Source organism: Nonomuraea terrae (assembly GCF_044465245.1).
GTDB lineage: Bacteria > Actinomycetota > Actinomycetes > Streptosporangiales > Streptosporangiaceae > Nonomuraea > Nonomuraea terrae.
The window spans coordinates 1,284,435-1,304,005 of the sequence record NZ_JBITLL010000001.1 but is presented as its reverse complement, the minus strand read 5'-3'; the positions used below and the strand labels follow the sequence as shown (position 1 = coordinate 1,304,005).

General features: G+C 69.9%; 20 protein-coding genes, 2 tRNA genes, 1 pseudogene and 1 riboswitch. Of the genes and pseudogenes, 12 read left to right on the top strand and 11 right to left on the bottom strand.

The annotated features are described in order from the left end of the window. The first annotated feature begins 83 nt into the window (after window positions 1-83). Entirely contained in the window at window positions 84-560 is a 477-nt protein-coding gene (locus tag ACIBP6_RS06140; RefSeq protein WP_132614632.1) for an ATP-binding protein, read from the top strand. Between the two features lie 17 nt (window positions 561-577). Here the strand turns inward: ACIBP6_RS06140 and ACIBP6_RS06135 are convergent, their stop codons facing one another. From ACIBP6_RS06135 to ACIBP6_RS06120, 4 genes are all read right to left on the bottom strand, one after another. Next, entirely contained in the window at window positions 578-1,078 is a 501-nt protein-coding gene (locus ACIBP6_RS06135) for a DinB family protein (RefSeq protein WP_397049229.1), read from the bottom strand. Between the two features lie 32 nt (window positions 1,079-1,110). Further along, the gene (locus ACIBP6_RS06130) at window positions 1,111-1,425 is read right to left on the bottom strand and encodes a DoxX family protein (RefSeq protein ID WP_397049227.1); all 315 of its coding nucleotides are present in this window, start codon (window positions 1,423-1,425) and stop codon (window positions 1,111-1,113) included. Between the two features lie 160 nt (window positions 1,426-1,585). Further along, window positions 1,586-3,325 carry a hypothetical protein gene (locus ACIBP6_RS06125; RefSeq protein WP_397049225.1) on the bottom strand — a complete coding sequence of 580 codons (1,740 nt, stop codon included), beginning with the start codon at window positions 3,323-3,325 and terminating at the stop codon, window positions 1,586-1,588. Then, complete coding sequence (locus ACIBP6_RS06120) at window positions 3,310-4,083, bottom strand: ABC transporter ATP-binding protein (protein WP_397049223.1); 774 nt, start codon at window positions 4,081-4,083, stop codon at window positions 3,310-3,312. Before ACIBP6_RS06120 ends, ACIBP6_RS06125 begins: the two co-directional genes overlap by 16 nt. A 120-nt stretch (window positions 4,084-4,203) precedes the next feature. Between ACIBP6_RS06120 and ACIBP6_RS06115 the strand changes: the two genes are divergently transcribed. Next, a complete protein-coding gene (locus ACIBP6_RS06115; protein ID WP_397049221.1) occupies window positions 4,204-5,106 on the top strand; it encodes a LysR family transcriptional regulator in 903 nt (300 codons plus the stop codon). A gap of 420 nt (window positions 5,107-5,526) precedes the next feature. On the opposite strand, the gene ACIBP6_RS06110 is transcribed toward ACIBP6_RS06115, so the two are convergent. Both ACIBP6_RS06110 and ACIBP6_RS06105 read right to left on the bottom strand, forming a co-directional pair. Further along, window positions 5,527-5,898 (bottom strand): VOC family protein, encoded by a 372-nt coding sequence (locus ACIBP6_RS06110; RefSeq protein ID WP_397049219.1) that lies wholly within the window; start codon window positions 5,896-5,898, stop codon window positions 5,527-5,529. Between the two features lie 325 nt (window positions 5,899-6,223). After that, a complete protein-coding gene (locus tag ACIBP6_RS06105; protein ID WP_397049218.1) occupies window positions 6,224-6,388 on the bottom strand; it encodes a hypothetical protein in 165 nt (54 codons plus the stop codon). A 437-nt stretch (window positions 6,389-6,825) separates the two neighbouring features. Here ACIBP6_RS06105 and ACIBP6_RS06100 point away from each other — a divergent pair, with 437 nt between their 5' ends. The 3 genes from ACIBP6_RS06100 (at window position 6,826) to ACIBP6_RS06090 (ending at window position 10,230) form a co-directional block, all read left to right on the top strand. Then, window positions 6,826-8,226 (top strand): alpha/beta fold hydrolase, encoded by a 1,401-nt coding sequence (locus ACIBP6_RS06100; protein ID WP_397049216.1) that lies wholly within the window; start codon window positions 6,826-6,828, stop codon window positions 8,224-8,226. Window positions 8,227-8,296: 70 nt separating this feature from the next. Beyond that, window positions 8,297-9,592 (top strand): sensor histidine kinase, encoded by a 1,296-nt coding sequence (locus ACIBP6_RS06095; protein ID WP_397049214.1) that lies wholly within the window; start codon window positions 8,297-8,299, stop codon window positions 9,590-9,592. Then, the gene (locus tag ACIBP6_RS06090; RefSeq protein ID WP_397049212.1) at window positions 9,589-10,230 is read left to right on the top strand and encodes a response regulator; all 642 of its coding nucleotides are present in this window, start codon (window positions 9,589-9,591) and stop codon (window positions 10,228-10,230) included. Before ACIBP6_RS06095 ends, ACIBP6_RS06090 begins: the two co-directional genes overlap by 4 nt. A 59-nt stretch (window positions 10,231-10,289) precedes the next feature. Here the strand turns inward: ACIBP6_RS06090 and ACIBP6_RS06085 are convergent. Continuing rightward, window positions 10,290-10,469 (bottom strand): annotated as a pseudogene (locus tag ACIBP6_RS06085) (hypothetical protein); the annotation flags it as partial. A gap of 105 nt (window positions 10,470-10,574) precedes the next feature. On the opposite strand from ACIBP6_RS06085, the gene ACIBP6_RS06080 reads away from it, so the two are divergent. Continuing rightward, window positions 10,575-11,726 carry a hypothetical protein gene (locus tag ACIBP6_RS06080; RefSeq protein ID WP_397049210.1) on the top strand — a complete coding sequence of 384 codons (1,152 nt, stop codon included), beginning with the start codon at window positions 10,575-10,577 and terminating at the stop codon, window positions 11,724-11,726. Between the two features lie 201 nt (window positions 11,727-11,927). Here ACIBP6_RS06080 and ACIBP6_RS06075 read toward each other — a convergent pair. Continuing rightward, window positions 11,928-12,004, bottom strand: a tRNA-Pro gene (locus ACIBP6_RS06075). Between the two features lie 89 nt (window positions 12,005-12,093). Between ACIBP6_RS06075 and ACIBP6_RS06070 the strand changes: the two genes are divergently transcribed. The 3 genes from ACIBP6_RS06070 to ACIBP6_RS06060 all read left to right on the top strand — a co-directional run bounded on the left by ACIBP6_RS06070 (window position 12,094) and on the right by ACIBP6_RS06060 (window position 14,508). Then, window positions 12,094-12,167, top strand: a tRNA-Gly gene (locus ACIBP6_RS06070). A gap of 285 nt (window positions 12,168-12,452) precedes the next feature. Then, entirely contained in the window at window positions 12,453-13,079 is a 627-nt protein-coding gene (locus ACIBP6_RS06065) for a uridine kinase (protein WP_397049208.1), read from the top strand. A gap of 118 nt (window positions 13,080-13,197) precedes the next feature. Further along, window positions 13,198-14,508 carry a TrpB-like pyridoxal phosphate-dependent enzyme gene (locus ACIBP6_RS06060; protein ID WP_397049206.1) on the top strand — a complete coding sequence of 437 codons (1,311 nt, stop codon included), beginning with the start codon at window positions 13,198-13,200 and terminating at the stop codon, window positions 14,506-14,508. 39 nt (window positions 14,509-14,547) lie between these two features. Here the strand turns inward: ACIBP6_RS06060 and ACIBP6_RS06055 are convergent, their stop codons facing one another. Then, entirely contained in the window at window positions 14,548-14,625 is a 78-nt protein-coding gene (locus ACIBP6_RS06055) for a 50S ribosomal protein bL37 (RefSeq protein WP_397049324.1), read from the bottom strand. A 134-nt stretch (window positions 14,626-14,759) separates the two neighbouring features. Here ACIBP6_RS06055 and ACIBP6_RS06050 point away from each other — a divergent pair, with 134 nt between their 5' ends. From ACIBP6_RS06050 to ACIBP6_RS06040, 3 genes are all read left to right on the top strand, one after another. After that, complete coding sequence (locus ACIBP6_RS06050; protein ID WP_132614602.1) at window positions 14,760-15,539, top strand: DeoR/GlpR family DNA-binding transcription regulator; 780 nt, start codon at window positions 14,760-14,762, stop codon at window positions 15,537-15,539. Then, complete coding sequence (gene galT, locus ACIBP6_RS06045) at window positions 15,536-16,609, top strand: galactose-1-phosphate uridylyltransferase (RefSeq protein ID WP_397049204.1); 1,074 nt, start codon at window positions 15,536-15,538, stop codon at window positions 16,607-16,609. The genes ACIBP6_RS06050 and galT overlap by 4 nt, the downstream gene beginning before the upstream one ends. A gap of 69 nt (window positions 16,610-16,678) precedes the next feature. After that, window positions 16,679-16,821: riboswitch (cyclic di-AMP (ydaO/yuaA leader) on the top strand. A gap of 5 nt (window positions 16,822-16,826) precedes the next feature. After that, entirely contained in the window at window positions 16,827-17,783 is a 957-nt protein-coding gene (locus tag ACIBP6_RS06040; RefSeq protein WP_397049202.1) for a coiled-coil domain-containing protein, read from the top strand. Window positions 17,784-17,788: 5 nt separating this feature from the next. Here the strand turns inward: ACIBP6_RS06040 and ACIBP6_RS06035 are convergent, their stop codons facing one another. Continuing rightward, a complete protein-coding gene (locus ACIBP6_RS06035; RefSeq protein ID WP_397049200.1) occupies window positions 17,789-18,142 on the bottom strand; it encodes an MmcQ/YjbR family DNA-binding protein in 354 nt (117 codons plus the stop codon). 8 nt (window positions 18,143-18,150) lie between these two features. Then, window positions 18,151-19,455, bottom strand: coding sequence for a M50 family metallopeptidase (locus tag ACIBP6_RS06030; protein ID WP_397049199.1), 1,305 nt, complete (start codon window positions 19,453-19,455; stop codon window positions 18,151-18,153). Between the last annotated feature and the right edge of the window lie 116 nt (window positions 19,456-19,571).

The following is a 19,571-nucleotide window of genomic DNA, read 5'->3' as shown; positions in this document are numbered from 1 at the left end:
CGGCGACTCGTGACCCATGATGGCCTAGTGCATATTGGGCCAAACATGCACTAACCAAGGTTGAATCGGGAGGTATCGGCGGCATGGTGGAGGATCCTCTGGCCACTGCCGATTGCCTGCAGATCACCCGCGAGGTGGGATTCGACCATCTCCTCCAGGGCGGCAAGCCGTACACGACCTCGTGTCCGCTGCCCTTCCAGGCCGACTCGGTGAAGACCGCCAGGGACGTGACCCGCTCGACGCTGCGCGGCTGGGGTCTGCACGACCTCAGCGACGACGCCGCGCTCGTGGTGTCGGAGCTGGTGACGAACGCGGTCAGGTACGCGATGTACGCCGGCGGCCGCCGCGAGATCCAGCTGTTGCTCATGCGGGTCGCGCCGCACGTGCTGCTGGCCGTGGCGGACCCGAGCGACGAGGTGCCGCGGCGCAAGGAGCCCGACTTCATCTCCGAGAACGGCCGCGGCCTTTACATCGTCGAAACCTACAGCCAGTGCTGGGGCTGGGACCCGCTGGCCCGCGGCGGCAAGGCCGTCTGGGCGCTCTTCCACGCCGGCTCCTGAGCCCCCGTTTCCGGGCGTCATTCGCCCGTGACGCCGTCGATACGCTCGCGTAGCAGGTCGGCGTGACCGTTGTGGCGGGCGTACTCCTCGATCATGTGCACGAGAATCCAGCGGTGCGAGCAGTCGTCGCCGTTGCGGTCGCCGACGGCGTCCAGCGGCTTGGCGGCCGAGATGCGGCGGGCGTGCTCGATCTCCCGCCGCCAGGTGTCGAAGGCCTCCCGCACCGACGCGGAGTCGACCTCCTTGAAGTCGTTGTCGTTGTCGCGGTCCTTGTCCCACAGCTTGGGGATGTCCTCGCCGTCGAGCACGCGGCGGAACCACATGCGTTCGACGTGGGCCATGTGCCTGACCAGGCCCAGGAGAGACATGTCCGAGGGCCGTGCGGAACGCTCGCGCAGCTGCTCGTCCGACAGGCCCGCGCACTTGACAGCCAGGGTCGCGCGGTGCCATTCGAGCCAGTTGTTCAGCATGGTCAGTTCGTCGCCGAGGTAGGCCGGGGGTACTCGGGTGTCGGTCACGTCGCCAGACCCTATACCGGACGAAGCGCCGTCTATCCGGCGATCCGCGTCCGGAGGCGGGCCGTGGCCGCGCGGCGGCCCCACGCGATGACGGCGCAGAGCACGAGCAGGGACAACGGCATGACCACCGCTCCCCCGGAGACGAAGAGCTCGGTCAGCGTCGCGCAGACCATCAGCACGGCGAGCGCCAGTCCGGCCACCCCGGCCAGGGGCGGCACCAGCAGGCCCGCTGCGCCGGCCACCTCGAGCGCGCCCGTCAGGTGGCGGAACCAGTCGCCCAGCCCGATCGCCGCGAACGTGGAGGCGGACGGCTCGGCGTTCGTGAACTTGGCCATGGCGGACATCACGAAAATCCCGCCACGACGACCTGGAGGACCCACAGGGCGATGTTCCCCACGCGTGTGGTCATTCTTCTCCCCTTCCGTTTCCTCCGACGCTAAGGAGGGACGCGGCCGGGGAGAATCGACCTGGCTGCCCGGACGGGGTGTACCTACGTACAACCGCCGCTCAAGCTCGGCGGGGCGACGCTCGACTCACCTGGTAGAGGGCCATGCCGTACATGGTCAGGCCGAGCAGGACCATGGCGATCACCACGGGCCAGCGCAGGCTCGGGCTCATGTACGTGGCCAGGAACCAGCTGTGGCGCTCGATGTCGTTGACGATGAAGATCGAGGCCACGATCCCCTGCGGGAACAGCGGGATCGAGCCGAAGCCGAAGCCCACCCAGGCGATGGCCTGCTGGGGCTTGGGCAGGGCGGCGAGTCTGGAGGCCGCGGCCTTCCCCGTACGGCGGCCGGTGCGCATGGCGTGCAGCAGTTCGGGGCCCTGGGCGCGCAGCCGTCGTTCGGCCATGAGACCGAGGCCCCAGTAGCACAGGGCGCCCGTCGCCAGGCCGACCGCGACGCCGGCCCAGCCGTACCGGAGGGCCGCGAGTCCGGCGGGCACGCCGGTCACCACGACGAGCGCCAGCATGAGGTAGGCGAGCCCGGTCAGGCCGCCGTTGTCCTCGCTGACGCGCAGCGGGTTGCCGCTGAGCTTGTGCGGGTCGGTCCCCGGCACCAGCCCGTACACCGACAGCAACGGCACCAGCCCCGCGGCGCCGCCCAGCAGGGCGGGCAGCAGCGCGAGCACGAGCGGCCACTGCCCGCCGGCGACGGCGGTGCTCCCGACGGTGACCACGCCCGCCACCGGGGCGATCACGGCCAGCCAGGCTCGTTGCCGGCCGCGCACGTCGGTCGCACCCGGCGTCAGCATGGTGAGCCACAGCGCGGTGCCGTCGGTGCCGTACAGGTTGGAGGTCAGCCCGGCGGCCATCACGACGAAGATCGGTCCGGCGGACGGCAGCATGCCGTCCCAGCCGATGAGCAGCGGGCTGGCGCCGAAGCAGACGGCGAAGGACAGGGCGAAGACCAGCTGGTGGTTGCGCGCCAGATCGCGGGACCAGGTACGCAGCTCCTTGGCGACGACCGCGCCGTTCGCGCTCGCCGCCCTGATCGGCCGGCGCGGGCGGCCCGACGTGCGCGCTGCGCCCGACCTCCTGGCCAGGAGCGCGGCCCAGACCGCCAGCAACAGCAGATCGAGTACGGCGAGACCGGCCAGCGCGGCGAGGTCGTCCCTGACCGCGAGCAGGCCCCAGCCGGAAGGCAGGTACCAGACCGCCTCCGGCACCCCGCTCTGGTCGAACAGCGCGAGGAACACCCAGATCTGGCTGCCCCCTGCCAGCACGGCCCCGTTGACCAGGCCCGCGCCGACCGCCCCCAGGCGGGAGCGCAACGCCAGGCCGAGCACGCCCACGGCGACCTTCGACAGCAGCACGAACAGGACCAGCTGCAGCACGATCGCGGGCACGGCCGGCAACACGCCGGCCGGTCCCGCATGCCGTACGCCGGCCACCGCCAGCCCGAGCAGAGCGGTCAGGCTGATCAGCGGGGCCGGCCCGACGAACGCCGCCACCAGCAGGCCGGTCGCCACGCGATGCGACTTGAGGCCGAGAAGGGCGAAATGCTCGGGCTTGAGGGTCTCGTCGCCGCCGCCCATGACCACCGGACCCAGGATCCAGCCCATCATCCATACCGCGTAGACCCCGGCGAGCAGCTCGGCGTCGGCCGTCGCGGCCAGGTAGAGCGTCCCGCCCGCGAACAACAGCCCCAACGAGACACCCGTGGAGGTCATCGAGCCCTGCGCGCCCTTGTGCGAGTGCCGCAGCACCGCGATCCTCATCCGGGCCAGGGTCAGCGCGACAGCCACGCCAGCTCCTTCACTCCGCCGCCCTCGGCGTTCACCAGCTGCACGAAGCGCTCTTCCAGGCTCCGGCCTTCCCGGATCTCCTCCAGCGTGCCGGCGGCGGCCACCCGGCCCCCGTCGATCACGGCCACGTGGTCGCACAGCTGCTCCACCAGCGCCATGACATGGCTGGAGAGCACGATCGAGCCGCCTCCCGCGACGAAGCCGCGCAGGATCGTCTTGATCGTCGCCGCCGAAACCGGGTCCACCGCCTCGAACGGCTCGTCCAGCACCAGCAGCCGCGGCGCGTGCAGCAGAGCCGCGGCCAGGTCGATCTTCTTGCGCATGCCGGTCGAGTACTCGATCACCAGCGTCTTCTCGGCCCGGTCCAGCCCGAGCACGCTCAGCAGCTCCTCGGCACGCCGGCCGACCGTGCTCTCGGGGAGGCCGCGCAGCAGGCCGAGGTAGGTCAGCACCTCGCGGCCGGTCAGCCGCTCCGGCATGGCCAGGCCGTCCGGCAGCACCCCGATCAGCGCCTTGGCGGCGTCGGGCTCCTCCCACACGTCGATGCCGAAGACGTGAGCGGATCCGGCGTCGGGCCGCAAAAGCCCGACCGCCATCGACAAGGTGGTGGTCTTGCCCGCGCCGTTCTGCCCCACCAGCCCCAGGAACGCGCCCCGCGGCACCTCCAGATCGATCCTGTCCGCCGCGAGCGAGGCGCCGAAGGCCTTGGACAGGCCGGTGAGCCGCAGCGCGGCATCATCATCCGCGAACGAACGCAAGAGCTTCCCCTCAGGTGAATCACAGCTGGTCAGGGACAGCCTTCCGCTGCGTCCATCAGGCGATCAACGACAGCTCCGATAACATCCCATAACGTCACACTTATGGATTGAAAGGTCGAAATGGAGCTGCGGGACATCGAGATCTTCCTCACGCTTGCGGAGGAACTTCACTTCGGCCGTACCGCGGAAAGGCTCCACATCACCCAGGCCCGCGTCAGCCAGTCCATCAAGAAGCAGGAGCGGCGCATCGGAGCCCCGCTGTTCGAGCGGAACAGCCGTACCGTATGCCTCACTGCCATCGGCAGCCGCCTGCGCGACGATCTGCGACAGGCCTACGACCTCGTCCACAGCGGTCTGGCCCGCGCGGCCGGCACCGCGCAGGGCGTCCAGGGCACCCTGCGGCTGGGCGTGATGGGAGCGCTCGGCAATGAGCTGCGCCCGGTGATCGAGGAGTTCGGCGCCCGTCACCCCGGCTGCGCGGTCCAGATCTCCGAGTACCACTTCAGCGAGCCGTTCGCCGCACTGCGCTCCGGCGAGGTCGACATGCAGCTCATGTGGCTGCCGGTCAGGGAGGCCGATCTCGCCGTCGGGCCCGTGGTCCTGACGGAGGGGCGCGTGCTCGCGATCGCCGAGACCTCCGACCTCGCCGGCCGTACGTCGGTGTCCATGGAGGACCTGGCCGGCCGGCCGGTTCTCGATCCGGGGCCGGCGGCGCCGGACTACTGGGCCGAGGCCATGATCCCCGCATCCACCCCCTGCGGCGGGCCCATCCCGCGCGGCCCGCGCGCTCGCACCTTCCACGAACTACTCGTGCTCGTCGCCGCAGGGGAGATCGTCAGCCCGGTCAACGCTCACGTCGCCCGCTACTACACCCACCCGGACATCGCCCTACTGCCCATCCATGACGCTCCGCGTACGGAATGGGCGCTGGTCTGGCGCGCGGAGTGCGAGACGCCGCTCGTCCGCGCCTTCGTCCGTACGGGACAGGACCTGGGATCACGGCCCATCGCCACGAAAGCCTGACCTCACGCCCGCGGCAGGATACCGACCATGGAGAAGACCTGGCCGGGCACGGCGTGCGCTTCACCGAGACGGCCACGGTGGTGGACGGCCTCGAGGAGAGCCGTACGTCTCCTATGGCGACCCGGCAGGTCCTCCGATGGAGGGTAAGAAGTATGACGACATGCCCAACTCCTACGGGCAGGTTCTCCACCCGGCCGAGCCCGCGACCTTGGCCGCTCTGATCAAGACGGGAAGCGGACCGACGACACGGTCACCCCCTTGACTCCCCGGCGAGTTCTCGCTGTTGTGACGTCCAGGCCACTTCCGATCACGGAGATGGTCTTCGGGATATCCGTCTCCTCGCGGACATCCACGGCCTCGTCGCGTCGGCGGTTGTGCCGGTGGGCACTGCCAAAGGCGGGTTTCTGGGCCTTCCGTGTTTCACTCGGCTGGGTCCTGGACGCCTGTGACCACGCCGGATTCGTCGGTCACGTACATGCCCTTCGACAGATCGATCAGGACCAGGTCGTTGCCGAACGGGTCGGCCACCACCGCCAGGCGGCCGACGGGAACGTCCGCGGGCTCGCCGACCATGCGACCGCCCGCCTCGACCACCTGCGCGGCGGCGGCGTCCACCGAGGTGACCAGCCAGGTCGGCACGAGGCCGCGCCGGGTCGTCAGCACGATCTCGGTGTCGGTGTCAGGCAGCCGGAGGCCCGCCTGCCCCAGCTCGTCATTGCGCCACAGCAGCTCGTGACCGAGACGGTCCCGGTAGAAGCCGAGACCGCTGTCGAGGTCCGGGACCGGGATCATGACTGCGTCGACCTTCCGGATGACGGGCGACGCCCGATGACCCACCATGTCCTGAAGCTAACCGGTCATGCCTGATCAGGGAGTGGAACCAGCACCTCAGCAGTGACGCCGCTTGTCACTCAGAAGGCCACGGCCCCACCCCAAGGAAATGGCCTTCTGACAGTCGCGCTGGTCGGGGCGACAGGATGTGAACCTGCGACTTCTCACGCCCGAAGCCGGTGAAGGGGCGGGCTCTTGGCGAGCTGTTTCGGGCTGTCCGGGCGTGGGTGCCTCGCTTGTCAGTCATCCGCATGGAGGGAGCCCGGCCCGTCTGCCACGTGCGCCTTCACCACGACGCGCGCCGCGGTGAAATCCAGACGCAGAAGGAGTGCAGGGTGAAGTAGTCGTGGCCGTTCCAGTAGACATCCCCGAGTGGCCTGGGTGCAGCGTGGTCCTTCTCGCTCACCAGGCGATGCCCCAGCGGGTCGTCATACCAGGTGCGAATACGCACGTCCTCGAACCGGAAGGTCACAGCGAGCCATGGCTGGGCCGACATGACCAACGGGTGCTGGAGAACTCCAGTGTCAGGACTGGCGACCCACTGGGCTCGTGGGCGATTCTGCGAAGATCAGCATCACGGAGGTGGACGTGCAGGCCGTCGTCCGTCCGAAACTCATACAGCTCCCACGGCCGCCGCCCCAGCTTCGTGTCACTGCTCTTGGACAACGGCATCCCGTTGGAAGAGATCTCCCGGCTCGTCGGCCACCACAACATCGCCGGGACATGGCGGCGATGCTGTCGGCGTGGCGGGTCGCACGTATGTCTTGTGGCAGATGTGGCGGGAGCTTCGCGTACCTAGTCTGTGGGGTCATCTGCGGCGCTCGCCGCACCATCCTGTTGGAGGATTCGATGACCTGGCCAAGATCGGTCTTGCTTGCCATGCCCCTGATGGTGACGCTGGGAGCGTACGCACCAGCCGCCTCCGCCTCCTCCAGCGGGGTGCTGACGCCGCCCCTGACATGGTCGGCATGCGGGGAAAAGATCTCGGCCGAGTTGCAGTGCGCCAAGCTGGCCGTTCCCGTCGACTGGTCGAAGCCCGACGGGAAGACGATCACCCTCACTGTGGGCAGGGCGCCGGCGACCGGTGCGGCGGCGGGCACCGTCTTGTTCAGCCCTGGAGGTCCCGGTGGCGCCGGCGTTCAGGAGTTGTCCCGCGCGCTGCCCCACTTCACCGGTCTGCGTACCCGGATGGACGTCGTCACCTGGAACCCGCGCGGCGGGGTGAGCGGTGAGCACATCCCGCTGGATTCTTGCGCGGCCGGTCCCGTGTTCGCCACTCCGGACAGCCGGCGCGAGTACGATCAGGCGCTCAAGGCGAACGCCGCCGGGATCGCTGCCTGCCGGGACGCCGTGCCCGAGTTGTTCGCCAACCTGGACTCGGCCACTCAGGCGCGTGACATGGACGCGATCCGCGCTGCCCTGGGCGAGGAGAAGATTTCCTTCTTCGGAAACTCCTACGGCGGCGTGCTCGGGGCCTCCTACGCGCGACTGTTCCCGCAGCGGCTGCGCGCGATGGCGGTGGACAGCGTACCCGACCACGTGGACCCGCTCGCGAAGTCGGAGCGACTGCAATATAAGGGCTTGGAGGCGGGGTTCCAGCGGTTCGTCCGTTGGTGCGCCGGCTCCTCCGACTGCGCGCTGCGCGGGACCGGCGTGGAGAAGATCTGGCAGGCCGTTGTGCGGCGGGCCGAGCGTCGTCCCTTGCCCGGTGCCGCGGCCGCCGGGGAGCGCCGCTACGACGGTGACGATCTGAAGTTCCTGGCCTACGGCCTGGTCGACAGCACGGCGGAGTGGCCCGCGCTGGCCGAGGCCATCGCGGGCGCCGCCAAGGGAGACGCGTCCGGTTTCGACCCGCAAGGCCGCGGCCTGCCGCCGCGGGTGACCGCCATGCTCGCGGTGAACTGCGCCGACGGATTCCGCCACGACGGCTACCACGCCTACCGTGCGGCGGTGCGGCGCTCGGTCAAGGTGTCGCCGAACTTCTCCGGCATGCGGGAGAACGCCTGGCTCGCCTGCTCGCCGTGGGCAGCCGAGGCCGCCAACCCGCCGGCGCCGCTGCCCGCCCGCAAGCTCCCGCCGCTGCTCGGCATAGGCCCGGTCTACGAGTACCCCTCTGTCCGCGCCATCACCGACCAGGTCCCCGGGTCGGTCACGGTCAAGTACGACGGCATCGGCCATGGCCGGTACCTGAACGCCGGCGACCCCTGCGTGATCGGCCACGTGGACCGGTACCTCATCGACGGCAAGGTGCCCGCGCCCGGCACCACGTGCCCCGCCTGGCCGGCGTGATACTGGGCGCGTGAGACGACCAGCGGCTTTCCGCCCCTTTCTGACCGGCGTCCGGCGACGTATGCCGCTCATGGGCCGCGACGCCGTGCTCGCCTGCGCCGTGGCGATCATCGCGCTGACAGTGTCGGCACTGGACGAATGGTGGCGCGGTCAGCCCGCCGAGATTACGCGTGTGGGTGCGGCGGCGTGGGCGGCGCCGATTCTGGCCGCCTGCGCGCCGCTGGCGCTGCGCAGGCGGCTGCCGCTGACGGCAGTAGTCGCGTCCGCGATGGTGATGCTCGCGCTCGGCCTCGCGCTGGAGCGCGACGCCGGGATCTGGGTCCTGGGCCTGATCGTCGCCTCGGCGGCCTACCACCGCCATCGGCTGCGCTCGGTACTCCTGATCGGCTCGGTCGTCTGGGCGGTGGCGGCAGCCCTCGGGGGCATGTCTGTGCCGGACGTCGCTACCGTGTCCGTCTATGCGGCGGCGGGCGCGGCGCCGGTCGCCGTCGGGTACGCGCTGCGACTGCGGGCCGACCGCGCCGTACAGGCCGCGCGGCTACAGCGTGCCCGGGAGGAGCAGGCACGCTCGCAGGAGGCCGCGCGGATCGCCCGGGAGGTTCATGACGTCGTCGGGCATCACCTCAGCGCGATCAGGCTGCAGGCGGTCGGTGCCAGGCGGGCGCTGGCCGGTCACGACTGCGAGGCTGACCGCGCGCTGGCCGGGATCGCCGGTCTGTCAGCCGAGGCGCTGGCCGAGATCCGGGCACTGCTGGCCTCCTTGGTGCGGTCGGACCGCGAGGACCACGCTTACAGCGGAGGCCTCGCCGACTTGCCCGCGCTGGCGGAACGCAGTGGCGGGCCGGAATTGGCCGTCGCCCTGGAGGTCGACCCTCGCCTTGACAGCACCGTCCATCCCGAGACGGCGGCCTGCGCCTACCGGATCGTGCAGGAGGCGCTGACCAATGTGGCGCGGCACTCCACGGCCGCGCTGGCCTCGGTCACGGTCCGTGCGGTGAGCAGCCGGGTCGTCGTCACCATCGACGACCCAGGCCCGCCTCGGCCGTCGGCCGGCGACGAAGCGGCCGGCGACGAAGCGGCCGGCGACGAAGCGGCCGGCGACGGTGTTCTGAGCGGTGGGCACCGCGGTGGGCACCACGGTGGGCATGGCCTGGCGGGCATGCGCGAGCGTGTGGCGGCGCTCGGAGGGCACTGCCACATCGGCCGGCACGGCAGGGCGGGCTGGCGGGTGCGCGTCAGCCTGCCCGTGCTCCCTCCGCATGCGCGTGACGAGCACAGATCGGCGGTGACGGCCGGCGGTGCGGAGCCCGGCCCTTCCACGATGTCCTCTGCGTACAGTCATCCGGCCCGGCAGGTGGTCCCGTGATCCGGCTGCTGATCGCCGACGACCAGCATCTCGCCCGCGAGGGCCTGCGGCAGTTGCTCAGCCATGAGCCCGACATCGCCTTCCTCGGTGCCGCGCGTGACGGGGCCGAGCTGATCAGCATGGCGCGCGAGCACCAGCCGGACGTGATCCTCACGGACCTGCGGATGCCGGGCACGGACGGGATCACGGCGATCCGGCGGCTGACGGCGCGGGCGCCGGACAGGCCGATCATCGCGCTGACCACGTTCGACACCGACGAATACCTCTTCGGGGCACTCGAAGCGGGCGCCGTGGGCTTCCTGCTCAAGGACGGCGACCCCGACCTCTATCGGGCAGCGATACGCGCGGCTCACCGCGGTCAGGGACTGATCGACCCGCAGGTCACCCGCAGGCTCGTGCGCCGCTTCGCCACCCCACCGGTGCGAGGCCATGGCCGGGAGCTGACCGTCCGGGAAACGGAGGTCCTCCGCCTGGTCGCGTTGGGCCGGTCCAACGCCGAGATCGCCGGGGAGCTGCGCATCGCCGCCGGCACGGTCAAGATCCACGTGTCGCGTGTCCTGTCCAAGATCGGCGTGCGCACTCGTGTCCAAGCCGCGATCCATGCCTACCGCTCAGGATTGGTGTCCTCGGACGAGTAGTAGCGAAAAGCCGCATCGGCGCCGCCGCGCCTAGCCCCTGCTGCCGCCCCGCCGGGTGTCCGACTCACGCCCGGGTCGAAGCCGGGCAGGTCAGCGATCTGCGCAACCGACAGTCCGTGCAGCGACAGCAGCACCATCACTGCCCGCAGCGGCTGCCGCCAGCGGCCGCGTACCTCCGTCTGCGGGTCTCGATCGCGGCGTCGGAAGCATACTGACCACGACCTCGCCGGGGCAGGCAACCTCGATCCAACCCCGGGCGAGGTTCCTGTCGATACCTGCCTGTCCCGGCGATCTCACATCCTGTTACGCGCAGAACTTCTGGATACGCGCTTAAGTTGTCTCGCATGGTTGATGGTGTTCCTCTCGCCGAGCTGATCCAGGAAGGCCGCCCTGGTCCCGCGGTGCCCGCGCGGGTCGGCCACCACGACGTCTTGGTGGAGAGCAGTTGGGTAGGGGTTTTCGTGTACCAGATCCGCGGCGATCGGGTCCTGGTGATCCATGCCAACAAGGGCTACCGCGACGATGTCGTGGGCGCGCTGCTGGACGCCGTGGACGATCTGGCGGACGCCGATGACCTCGGTTCGATCGTTCGGCTGCGCCCGATAGAGGTTTCGGGGTTCGCACTGGACCGGGCCGTTCTGCTCGGTCCCGGGCACAGCCCCTTCTTCAAGAACACGCCGTTTGCGGACCGCGGGATGCAGGTCATCCCGGTGCATCGCTCCGAGGCCGTGGACGGCGAGGAGTACGAGGCCTTCTGGCCGGGCGTGATCGGCAAGAACTTGGCCGTCCGGCACCACGACTGGACCCGCGAGCCGTCGTCGAGGGCCGATGTGCGGCGCTTGGACGATGGCAAAGGCGGCGTGTATCGGCACAACCGTCACAGCCGCAGCAGTTCGAAGCCGGCGCTGGTGAAGGCGAGGATGGTGTTGGAGCAGGATCTGCCCGTCCTGCCGGACGATGTCCGGCTGTCGGTCATGGACACACGCGGCCACGATCTGCGGCTGCGTCGCGAGTGGGATCGGCTGCGCGGGACGCTGCAGATCCCAGGTAAGGCCCAGGTCATCGATGTAGACATCCCCCGGCGTTCGGCCTGGGCTGTTTTCGGCCCGTTGTTCGGCGGCGCCGACTTCGATCCCGCTGCCTTGGAGGTGCAGCGGCCGCCCGAGCACATGCTGATGATGCACCGCCACCACGGCCACCACCCCGTTTCTCTGGAGGAGTGCCTGGAGTGGCTGGACGCGCTCGCACCCATCGACGGCAATGACCTGGTCTTCGTCGGAAGGTCGGAAGGCGTCGTTCAGATGAGATGGCAAGGGCCCGGCGAGCCGAGGCTCTGGCTGGAGACGCCCGAGCCCGCCCACCACCGTTCCCGAGGCCGGTACGTCACGCGCGACGAGGCCGCGACCATGATCCAGGCCTTGGCCCGCGAGGACCGCGTGGCCGTGGACGACCTGGGCGATCTGGAGACAGTCACCTGGAATCCCGGCACCGGCTGAACTGCGCCCGCCCCACTCCCTGTTTTGGCCGCCTGGTCGGGCACAGCAGTACGGCGACGACGGAACGTTCACCGCAAGCAGATCCGCCCCGTGGTGGAGTCCGGCGCCGTGGCCATGGAACGCATCACCGCCACTCGGGAACCATGGTCAAGCAGTTAGACGAGCAACGGCCACGTCCCGTGTGGGACGTGGCCGTTGAGCTGGTCGGGGCGACAGGATTTGAACCTGCGACTTCTTGCTCCCAAAGCAAGCGCGCTGCCAAGCTGCGCCACGCCCCGTATCGTCGAGTACGCAAGCGCTCCGCGTCTCCGGTACGCTTACGCTCTGACGACCGGATGAAGTCTAAACCAGAGTTCGACCGGTTCGCGCGGACGTAGCTCAATGGTAGAGCCCTAGTCTTCCAAACTAGCTACGCGGGTTCGATTCCCGTCGTCCGCTCCACGCACGAAGGCCCAGGTCAGGGAGATGATCCCGAGCCTGGGCCTTACTGTTATCGGATCTTGTCCGTTGATCGGTGCCGCTCATGTGCATACGTCCCGGCGTGACGGCCCCGCCGTGCCTGGCTCATGCCGGAACGCCGCCCGATCACGGGCAGCCCGGTGGAGGGTGGCCGGCGGCCATCCCGCGCGGCTCTGGCTGATCGCTGGCTCGGGCTTCGGCCGTGGAACGCTGGTGAGCGCCATGGCAGCGCAAAGCCCTGCCAAGATCGCCCGTAAGCTGGGGGTGATGCGTGCGCGACCGATCTCCCGTGAGGCTCTCGTCGAGGAGCTGGCCGAGCTGATCTCCGCGCGGCCGTCCGGGGCGTGGACGCGGGTGGCCGTCGACGGTGCGCCCGCCGCTCGGCCGGGAGAGCTGGCCGACGCGCTCGTGGCGCCCCTGCGGCTGCGCGGGCGGGCGGCGTTGCGGGTGTCCGCGGGTGACTTCCTGCGGCCCGCGTCGCTGCGGCTGGAGTACGGCCGGACCGATCCCGACGTCTTCTACGACGACTGGCTCGACGCCAAGGCGCTGGCGCGGGAGGTGCTGGATCCGCTCGATCCCGGCGGATCGGGGCGGGTGTTGCCGGCGTTGTGGGACAGCCGGGTGGACCGGGCGTACCGGGTTCCGTACGAGGAGGTGCCGCCGGGCGGGGTGGTGCTGGTGGACGGGACGCTGCTGCTGGGGCGGTGGCTGGGGTTCGACCTGAGCGTGCACATGTGGTTGTCCAGGGGTGCGCTGGAGCGGGGGACGCCTGAGGACGAGCGGTGGCGGTTGCCGGCGTACGAGCGGTACGAGCGCGAGGTGCGGCCCGCGGAGACGGCCGACGTGGTGGTGCGGGCGGACCATCCGGACCGGCCCGCCGTGCTGGTCCGCTGACGGACAGGACGATCCGCCGTGCTGGTCCGGACGGACAGGACCGGCCCGCCGTGCCGACCCGCCGACGGTTCGGCACGTCTGGCTGGAACGGGGCGGGCGACGGGCGCAGACTGAAGCGATGATGCCCAGCAACTGGTACAACATCGTTCCCGATCTGCCGGCACTGCCGCCTCCGCCGCTGCACCCGGCCACTCGGCAGCCCATAGGCGCCGACGACCTCGCGCCGCTCTTCCCGATGGAGCTGATCGGGCAGGAGGTGAGCGCCGAGCGGTACATCCCGATCCCGCAGGAGGTGCTGGACGTCTACCGCCTGTGGCGGCCGACGCCGCTCATCCGGGCCCACCGGCTGGAGAAGGCCCTGGGCACTCCCGCCAGGATCTACTACAAGTACGAGGGCGTCTCCCCCGCCGGGTCCCACAAGCCGAACACGGCCGTGCCGCAGGCGTACTACAACGCGAAAGAGGGCGTGCGGCTGCTCACCACCGAGACGGGCGCGGGGCAGTGGGGGTCGGCCCTGGCGTTCGCGTGCGCCCAGTTCGGGATGGAATGCCAGATCTGGATGGTACGGGCGTCGTACGACCAGAAGCCGTACCGGCGCTCGCTCATGCAGGTGTACGGCGCCACGGTGCACGCGAGCCCCTCCCCCATCACGGGAGCGGGCAGCAAGGCCCTGGCCGACGACCCGGACTCGCCGGGCAGCCTGGGCATGGCCATCAGCGAGGCCGTCGAGGTGGCCGCGGCCACGCCCGACGCCCGGTACGCGCTCGGCTCGGTGCTCAACCACGTGCTCATGCACCAGACGGTCATCGGGGAGGAGGCGCTCGCCCAGCTCCCCGAGATGCCGGACCTGGTCATCGGCTGCACCGGCGGCGGCTCGAACTTCGCCGGGCTCGCCTTCCCGTTCCTGCGCGACAAGCTGGCCGGGAAGATCAAGACAGTGTTCCGCGCGGTCGAGCCGGCGGCCTGCCCGTCGTTCACCCGCGGCGTGTACGCCTACGACTTCGGCGACACCGCCGGACTGACGCCGCTGCTCAAGATGCACACCCTGGGTCACTCGTTCGTGCCGGACCCGATCCACGCGGGCGGCCTGCGCTACCACGGGATGGCGCCGCTGCTGTCGCACATGTACGAGCTGGGCCTGTTCGAGGCGGTCACCCGCTCGCAGCGCGAGTGTTTCGAGGCCGGCATCCGCTTCGCCAGGACCGAGGGCATCGTGCCCGCCCCGGAGCCCACGCACGCGCTGGCCGAGACCATCGCCGAGGCGCTGCGCTGCAAGGAGAGCGGCGAGGAGAAGGTCATCCTGACGGCGCTGTGCGGCCATGGGCACTTCGACATGGGCGCGTACGACCGTCACCTGGCCGGGCAGCTGGAGGACTACACGCTGCCGCAGGAGCGCATCGAGCAGGCGCTCACCGAGCTTCCCGGCTGACGGCGGCGGGGGCGAGCCAGGGGCCCGCCCCCGGCCGCGTCACTTGGCCGTGGGACGCTTGCCGTGGTTGGCCTTCTTCTTCTTGCGTGCCTTGCCCTTGCGCGCGCGTCTCGCCATGAGCTCGCCTCCGGTCGTCGGGTAGTCACCAACGTCTCTCTCCCCGATCGACCTGCGCAAGCAGTCCGCACTGAACTAACATTCCTCAACAAATACGTGTCATAATTTGGTGGAATCTGTTGGAAGGAGCGGGCGTGCTCGCACAGCAGCGGCAGCAGGCGATCCTCGAGCGCGTACGCAGCCACGGCGGGGTCCGCGTGGCCGACCTCGTACGCGAGCTCGGCGTCTCCGACATGACCATCCGCCGCGACCTGGAGGTGCTGGCCGAGCGCGGGCTGCTGGAGAAGGTGCACGGCGGTGCGACCGCCGTCGGGCCCGGCTCCACCGAGGAGCCGGGGTTCACCGCCAAGTCCGCCCGCCAGCAGCAGGAGAAGGAGGCCATCGCCCGCGAGGCCGCCAAGCTCGTGCGGCCGGGCACGGCCGTGGCGCTGTCGGCCGGCACCACGACGTGGGCACTGGCCCATCACCTGATCGGCGTGCCCGAGCTGACGGTCATCACCAACTCGATCCCCCTCGCCGAGGTCTTCCACCGCAATCCGCGTCCTGACCGCACGGTGGTGCTGACGGGCGGCGTACGCACTCCGTCGGACGCGCTGGTGGGGCCGGTGGCCGTGGCCGCGATCCGCCGCCTGCACGTCGACACGCTCTTCCTGGGCGTGCACGGGATGAGCGTACGGGCCGGGTTCACCACGCCCAACCTGCTGGAGTCGGAGACCGACAGGGAGCTGGTGGCGGCCGCGCACCGGCTGGTCGTCCCCGCCGACCACACCAAGTGGAACACCGTCGGCATCAGCACCATCGCCGAGCTGAGCGAGGCCGACGTGGTCGTCAGCGACGCGGGGCTGCCGGAGGACGCACGCACCGAGCTGGCCGAACGGGCCGGAGAACTGATCATCGCGGAGGGCTCGTCTTGAAGCGCACCATCACCCACCTGGCCGACGGCCGAGAGCTGATCTACTTCGACCGGCGCGACGACGCCGACCGGAGCGCGATCGACCGGCGGACGCTCGACCCCCGGCCGGTGGCCTCGGAGCTGCGCTACGACACGCTGACCGAGGAGTGGGTCGCGATCGCCGGGCACCGGCAGACGCGGACGTTCCTGCCGACCGGGGGCACCGCGGAGTGCCCGCTGTGCCCGTCGACCGACACCCACTCCACCGAGATCCCGGCGTACGACTACGACGTGGCCGTGTTCGAGAACCGCTTCCCCTCCTTCTCCGGAAATCTCGGGACTTATGAGGATGTGGGCGGGCTGAGCGAGGTCCGTCCGGGGGTGGGGCGGTGTGAGGTGGTGTGCTTCACCTCCGACCACTCCTCCTCCTTCTCCAAGCTCTCCGACGAGCAGGTCGAGCTGGTCATGGAGGCATGGGCCGACCGGACCGCCGAGCTGTCCGGGATCGAGGGCGTGGAGCAGGTCTTCTGCTTCGAGAACCGGGGCGAGGAGATCGGCATCACGATCTCCCACCCGCACGGCCAGATCTACGCCTACCCGTACGTCACCCCGAGGACCAGGCTGCAACTCGGCGCCGCGAGCCGCTACGACGGCAACCTGTTCGCCGACGTGCTGGCCGCCGAGCGGAAGGCGGGCACGCGGGTGGTGGCCGCCAACGAGTTGTGGACGGCGTTCGTGCCGGCCGCCGCGCGCTGGCCGTTCGAGGTGCACATCTACCCCCACCGGCAGGTGCCCGACCTGGCCGCGCTCACCGAGGAGGAGCGGGCGGCGTTCGCACCCCTGTACACCTCGGTGCTGCGGGCGTTCGACGGGCTGTTCGGGGTCGTGATGCCGTACATCTCGGCCTGGCACCAGGCGCCGGTGCGACACGGGCGCGAGCTGGCCTATCTGCACCTGGAACTGTTCAGCATCCGGCGGGCGCCGGGCAAGCTCAAGTTCCTGGCGGGCTCGGAGTCGGCGATGGGCGCGTTCGTCAACGACGTACGGCCGGAGGAGGCCGCACGCATGCTTCGATCACAGGTAGATCACTAATAGATTTCTACTTAAGGTCGCATGACTCGTGATCTACCACTAATATCCCCTTATGCACCGGCCGTAACAGCCGGTGCATCGCCTAATTCCGGGCGCGTCGCCCGGGAGCCGGGGACCCAATCCGCACTGGGGTGAATCCACTTCGGTGGTAGGGACGCGCCTCCCATACCCGAACCCGTCAGCTAACCCGGCCGGCAAGAGGGAGAGGAACACCTACGTGGCGGCTTCGTCCCCCGCGATTTTCGCCCTTGGCCTCGTCACCGCCGCAGCCGTCGCCGTCCTGCCGACGGCACCGGCCTCGGCCGCGCCCAAACCGACGGAGTCCGAGCTGCGCACCCAGCTCAAGCGGCTCAACACCAAGGTCGACAAGCTCATCGAGACCTACAACCTCAAGCGGGTCGAGCTGGCCAAGGCCCGTGAGGCCGCCACGACGGCCAAGGAACGGCTGGCCACCGCCGAGCAGACGCTCGTGACCGCCGAGCAGCGGGTGGCCGAGATCGCCCGGCTGCGCTACCAGAACGCCGACCCGTCCCTGGCCGGCATGCTGCTGCCGACCAGCACCTCCGACATCGCGCTGCTCGAACAGCTCACGGCCGAGCAGCAGGCCGTCGTCCAGGGCATCGCCAGGGCGCGTGACGAGAAGAAGAAGGCCAGCGAGGAGGCCGCGGCGCTGGCGCGGCAGATCGGCGCCGACGCCGCCGAGGTGGCCGACCAGCGCGACGAGGCCGAAGACGTCATCGACGACATCGAGGACAAGCTCGAGGACCTGGTGCCGTACGGGAGCGGACGGAACACCGACGGCTCCTGGGCGCCCCAGCTGCCCACGGGCTCCGACAACATCACCGCCCGCACGCGGCTGATGAAGGAGCAGGTGGAGAAGAACTTCGCGCTGCCGTTCGCGGTGGGCTGCTTCCGCTCCGGCTCCAGCGGCGAGCACCCGCTGGGGCGGGCGTGCGACTTCATGATGAGCGCCGGCGGCGCGATGCCCTCCGCCGCCAACAACGCGCTCGGCGACCGGATCGCCGCCTGGGCCCTCACGAACAAGGACAAGCTCGGCGTCAAGTACGTGATCTGGAAGCAGCGCATCAACCAGGGCTCCGGCTGGCGCGCGATGTCGGACCGCGGCAGCGTCACCGAGAACCACTACGATCACGTGCACATCTCGATGAACTGAACGCGTCAGGGCAACCGGGCGATCAGCGACCTGGGGGCGACCTGGCGGTAGGCGTCGGCGACCAGCTCCGCCACCTCGTCCCAGTCGACCTCCGGCACGTCGAGGTAGACCCCGGCCCACCCCCGGTGCCCGACGTACGGCGGGCGGAAGAAGCGCTCGGGGTCGCTGCCCACGAGCGCCTCCTGGGCTCCCGCGGGGGCCGCGCACCAGAAGGCCAGGCGGTCGTCGTGGTGGTGGTCGGCGAACATCACGAACGCCTTCTTGCCGCGGACGAACCACACCGGCTCCCCGTGGGAGAGGCGTTCGGTGGTCTCGGGCAGTGCCAGGCAGCGGGCACGCAGCCGGTCGAGCGCGTCCACGGCCGCCCTCAGTTCGTCAGCGTGAGCGGGTTGACCAGGTCGGCGTAGACGAGCAGGCCTGCCATGATCATCATGACGAGCGCGATCGCGTAGGTCAGCGGCAGCACCTTCGCGATGTCCACGTAGCCGGGCTCCGGCCGCCGCATGATCTTGGCGTAGGCCCGCTTGACGCCCTCCCACAGGCCGCCCGCGATGTGGCCGCCGTCGAGCGGGAGCAGCGGGATGAGGTTGAACATGCCGATCGCCAGGTTGAAGCCGGCCAGCAGGTTGACGAAGATGGCGATCTTCTTCTCGGCCGACAGGTCGGAGGCGAGGATCTCACCGCCCATGCGGCCCGCGCCGACCACGCCCACCGGGCCCTCGGGGTCGCGCTCGTCCCCGGAGAAGGCCGCGTGCCAGACGCCGACCATCTTCTCCGGCAGGTTGAGCAGCGAACCCGCCACCCTGGCCGTCAGCTCGCCCATGTAGCCGACGACCTGGCCCATGCTCTGCTTCTCCATGACCTCGGTGGGCAGCACGCCGAGGAAGCCGACATTCTTGTCGATCTTTTCGGGATCGTCGGGGTTGGGGCGGTCCTGCGCGATGAGCGTGACGCCCAGGGTCATGGGCTGCCCGTCGCGGACGACGCCGAGCTGCACGGCGCCGGCGCCGTGGGAGCGGATCAGGCGGGTCGCGTCGTCCCAGGAGGCGATCTTCTGGCCGTCGAAGGAGACCAGGCGGTCGCCGGGCTTCAGACCGGCCTGCGCGGCGGGCGTGGGCCGGTCGCCGGACCTGCAGTCGGTGCGCTGCTCGGTGACCGGGATGACGCACGTGCTGGTGTCGGGCGAGACGATCGGCGCCCAGCTGGGCAGGCCGATGCCGACGAGCAGGATGCTGAAGAACACGAACGCGAGCACGAAGTTCATCAGCGGCCCACCGGACATGATGATGACCTTCTGCCACCACTTCTTGCGGTAGAAGACACGGTCTTCGTCGCCCGGCCGCACCTCTTCCTGCGCGGCCTCGCGGGCCGACTCGATGAGGCCCTGGAACGGCCCCGTCGCGGTGCTCCTGACCTTGGTGGGATCGTCGCCGGGCCGCGGCGGCAGCATGCCGATCATGCGGATGTAGCCGCCGAACGGGATCCACTTGATGCCGTACTCGGTCTCGCCCTTGCGCCGTGACCAGGCCGTGGAGCCGAAGCCCACCATGTACTGGGTCACCCGGACACCGAAGATCTTGGCGGGCACGAGGTGGCCGAGCTCGTGCAGCGCGATGGAGAACATCAGGCCGAGGAGGAAGACGACGATCCCCACGACATAGAGCCAGTTCATCTAGGCGCGCTCCAGGCAGACGACAGGAGGACGAGGAGTCCGATGACCCCAGAGTAGTCGAAACCCGCACAGCCCACGGCTGGCCAGTTGGGAAGAGCATTGACAGTACGCAATCA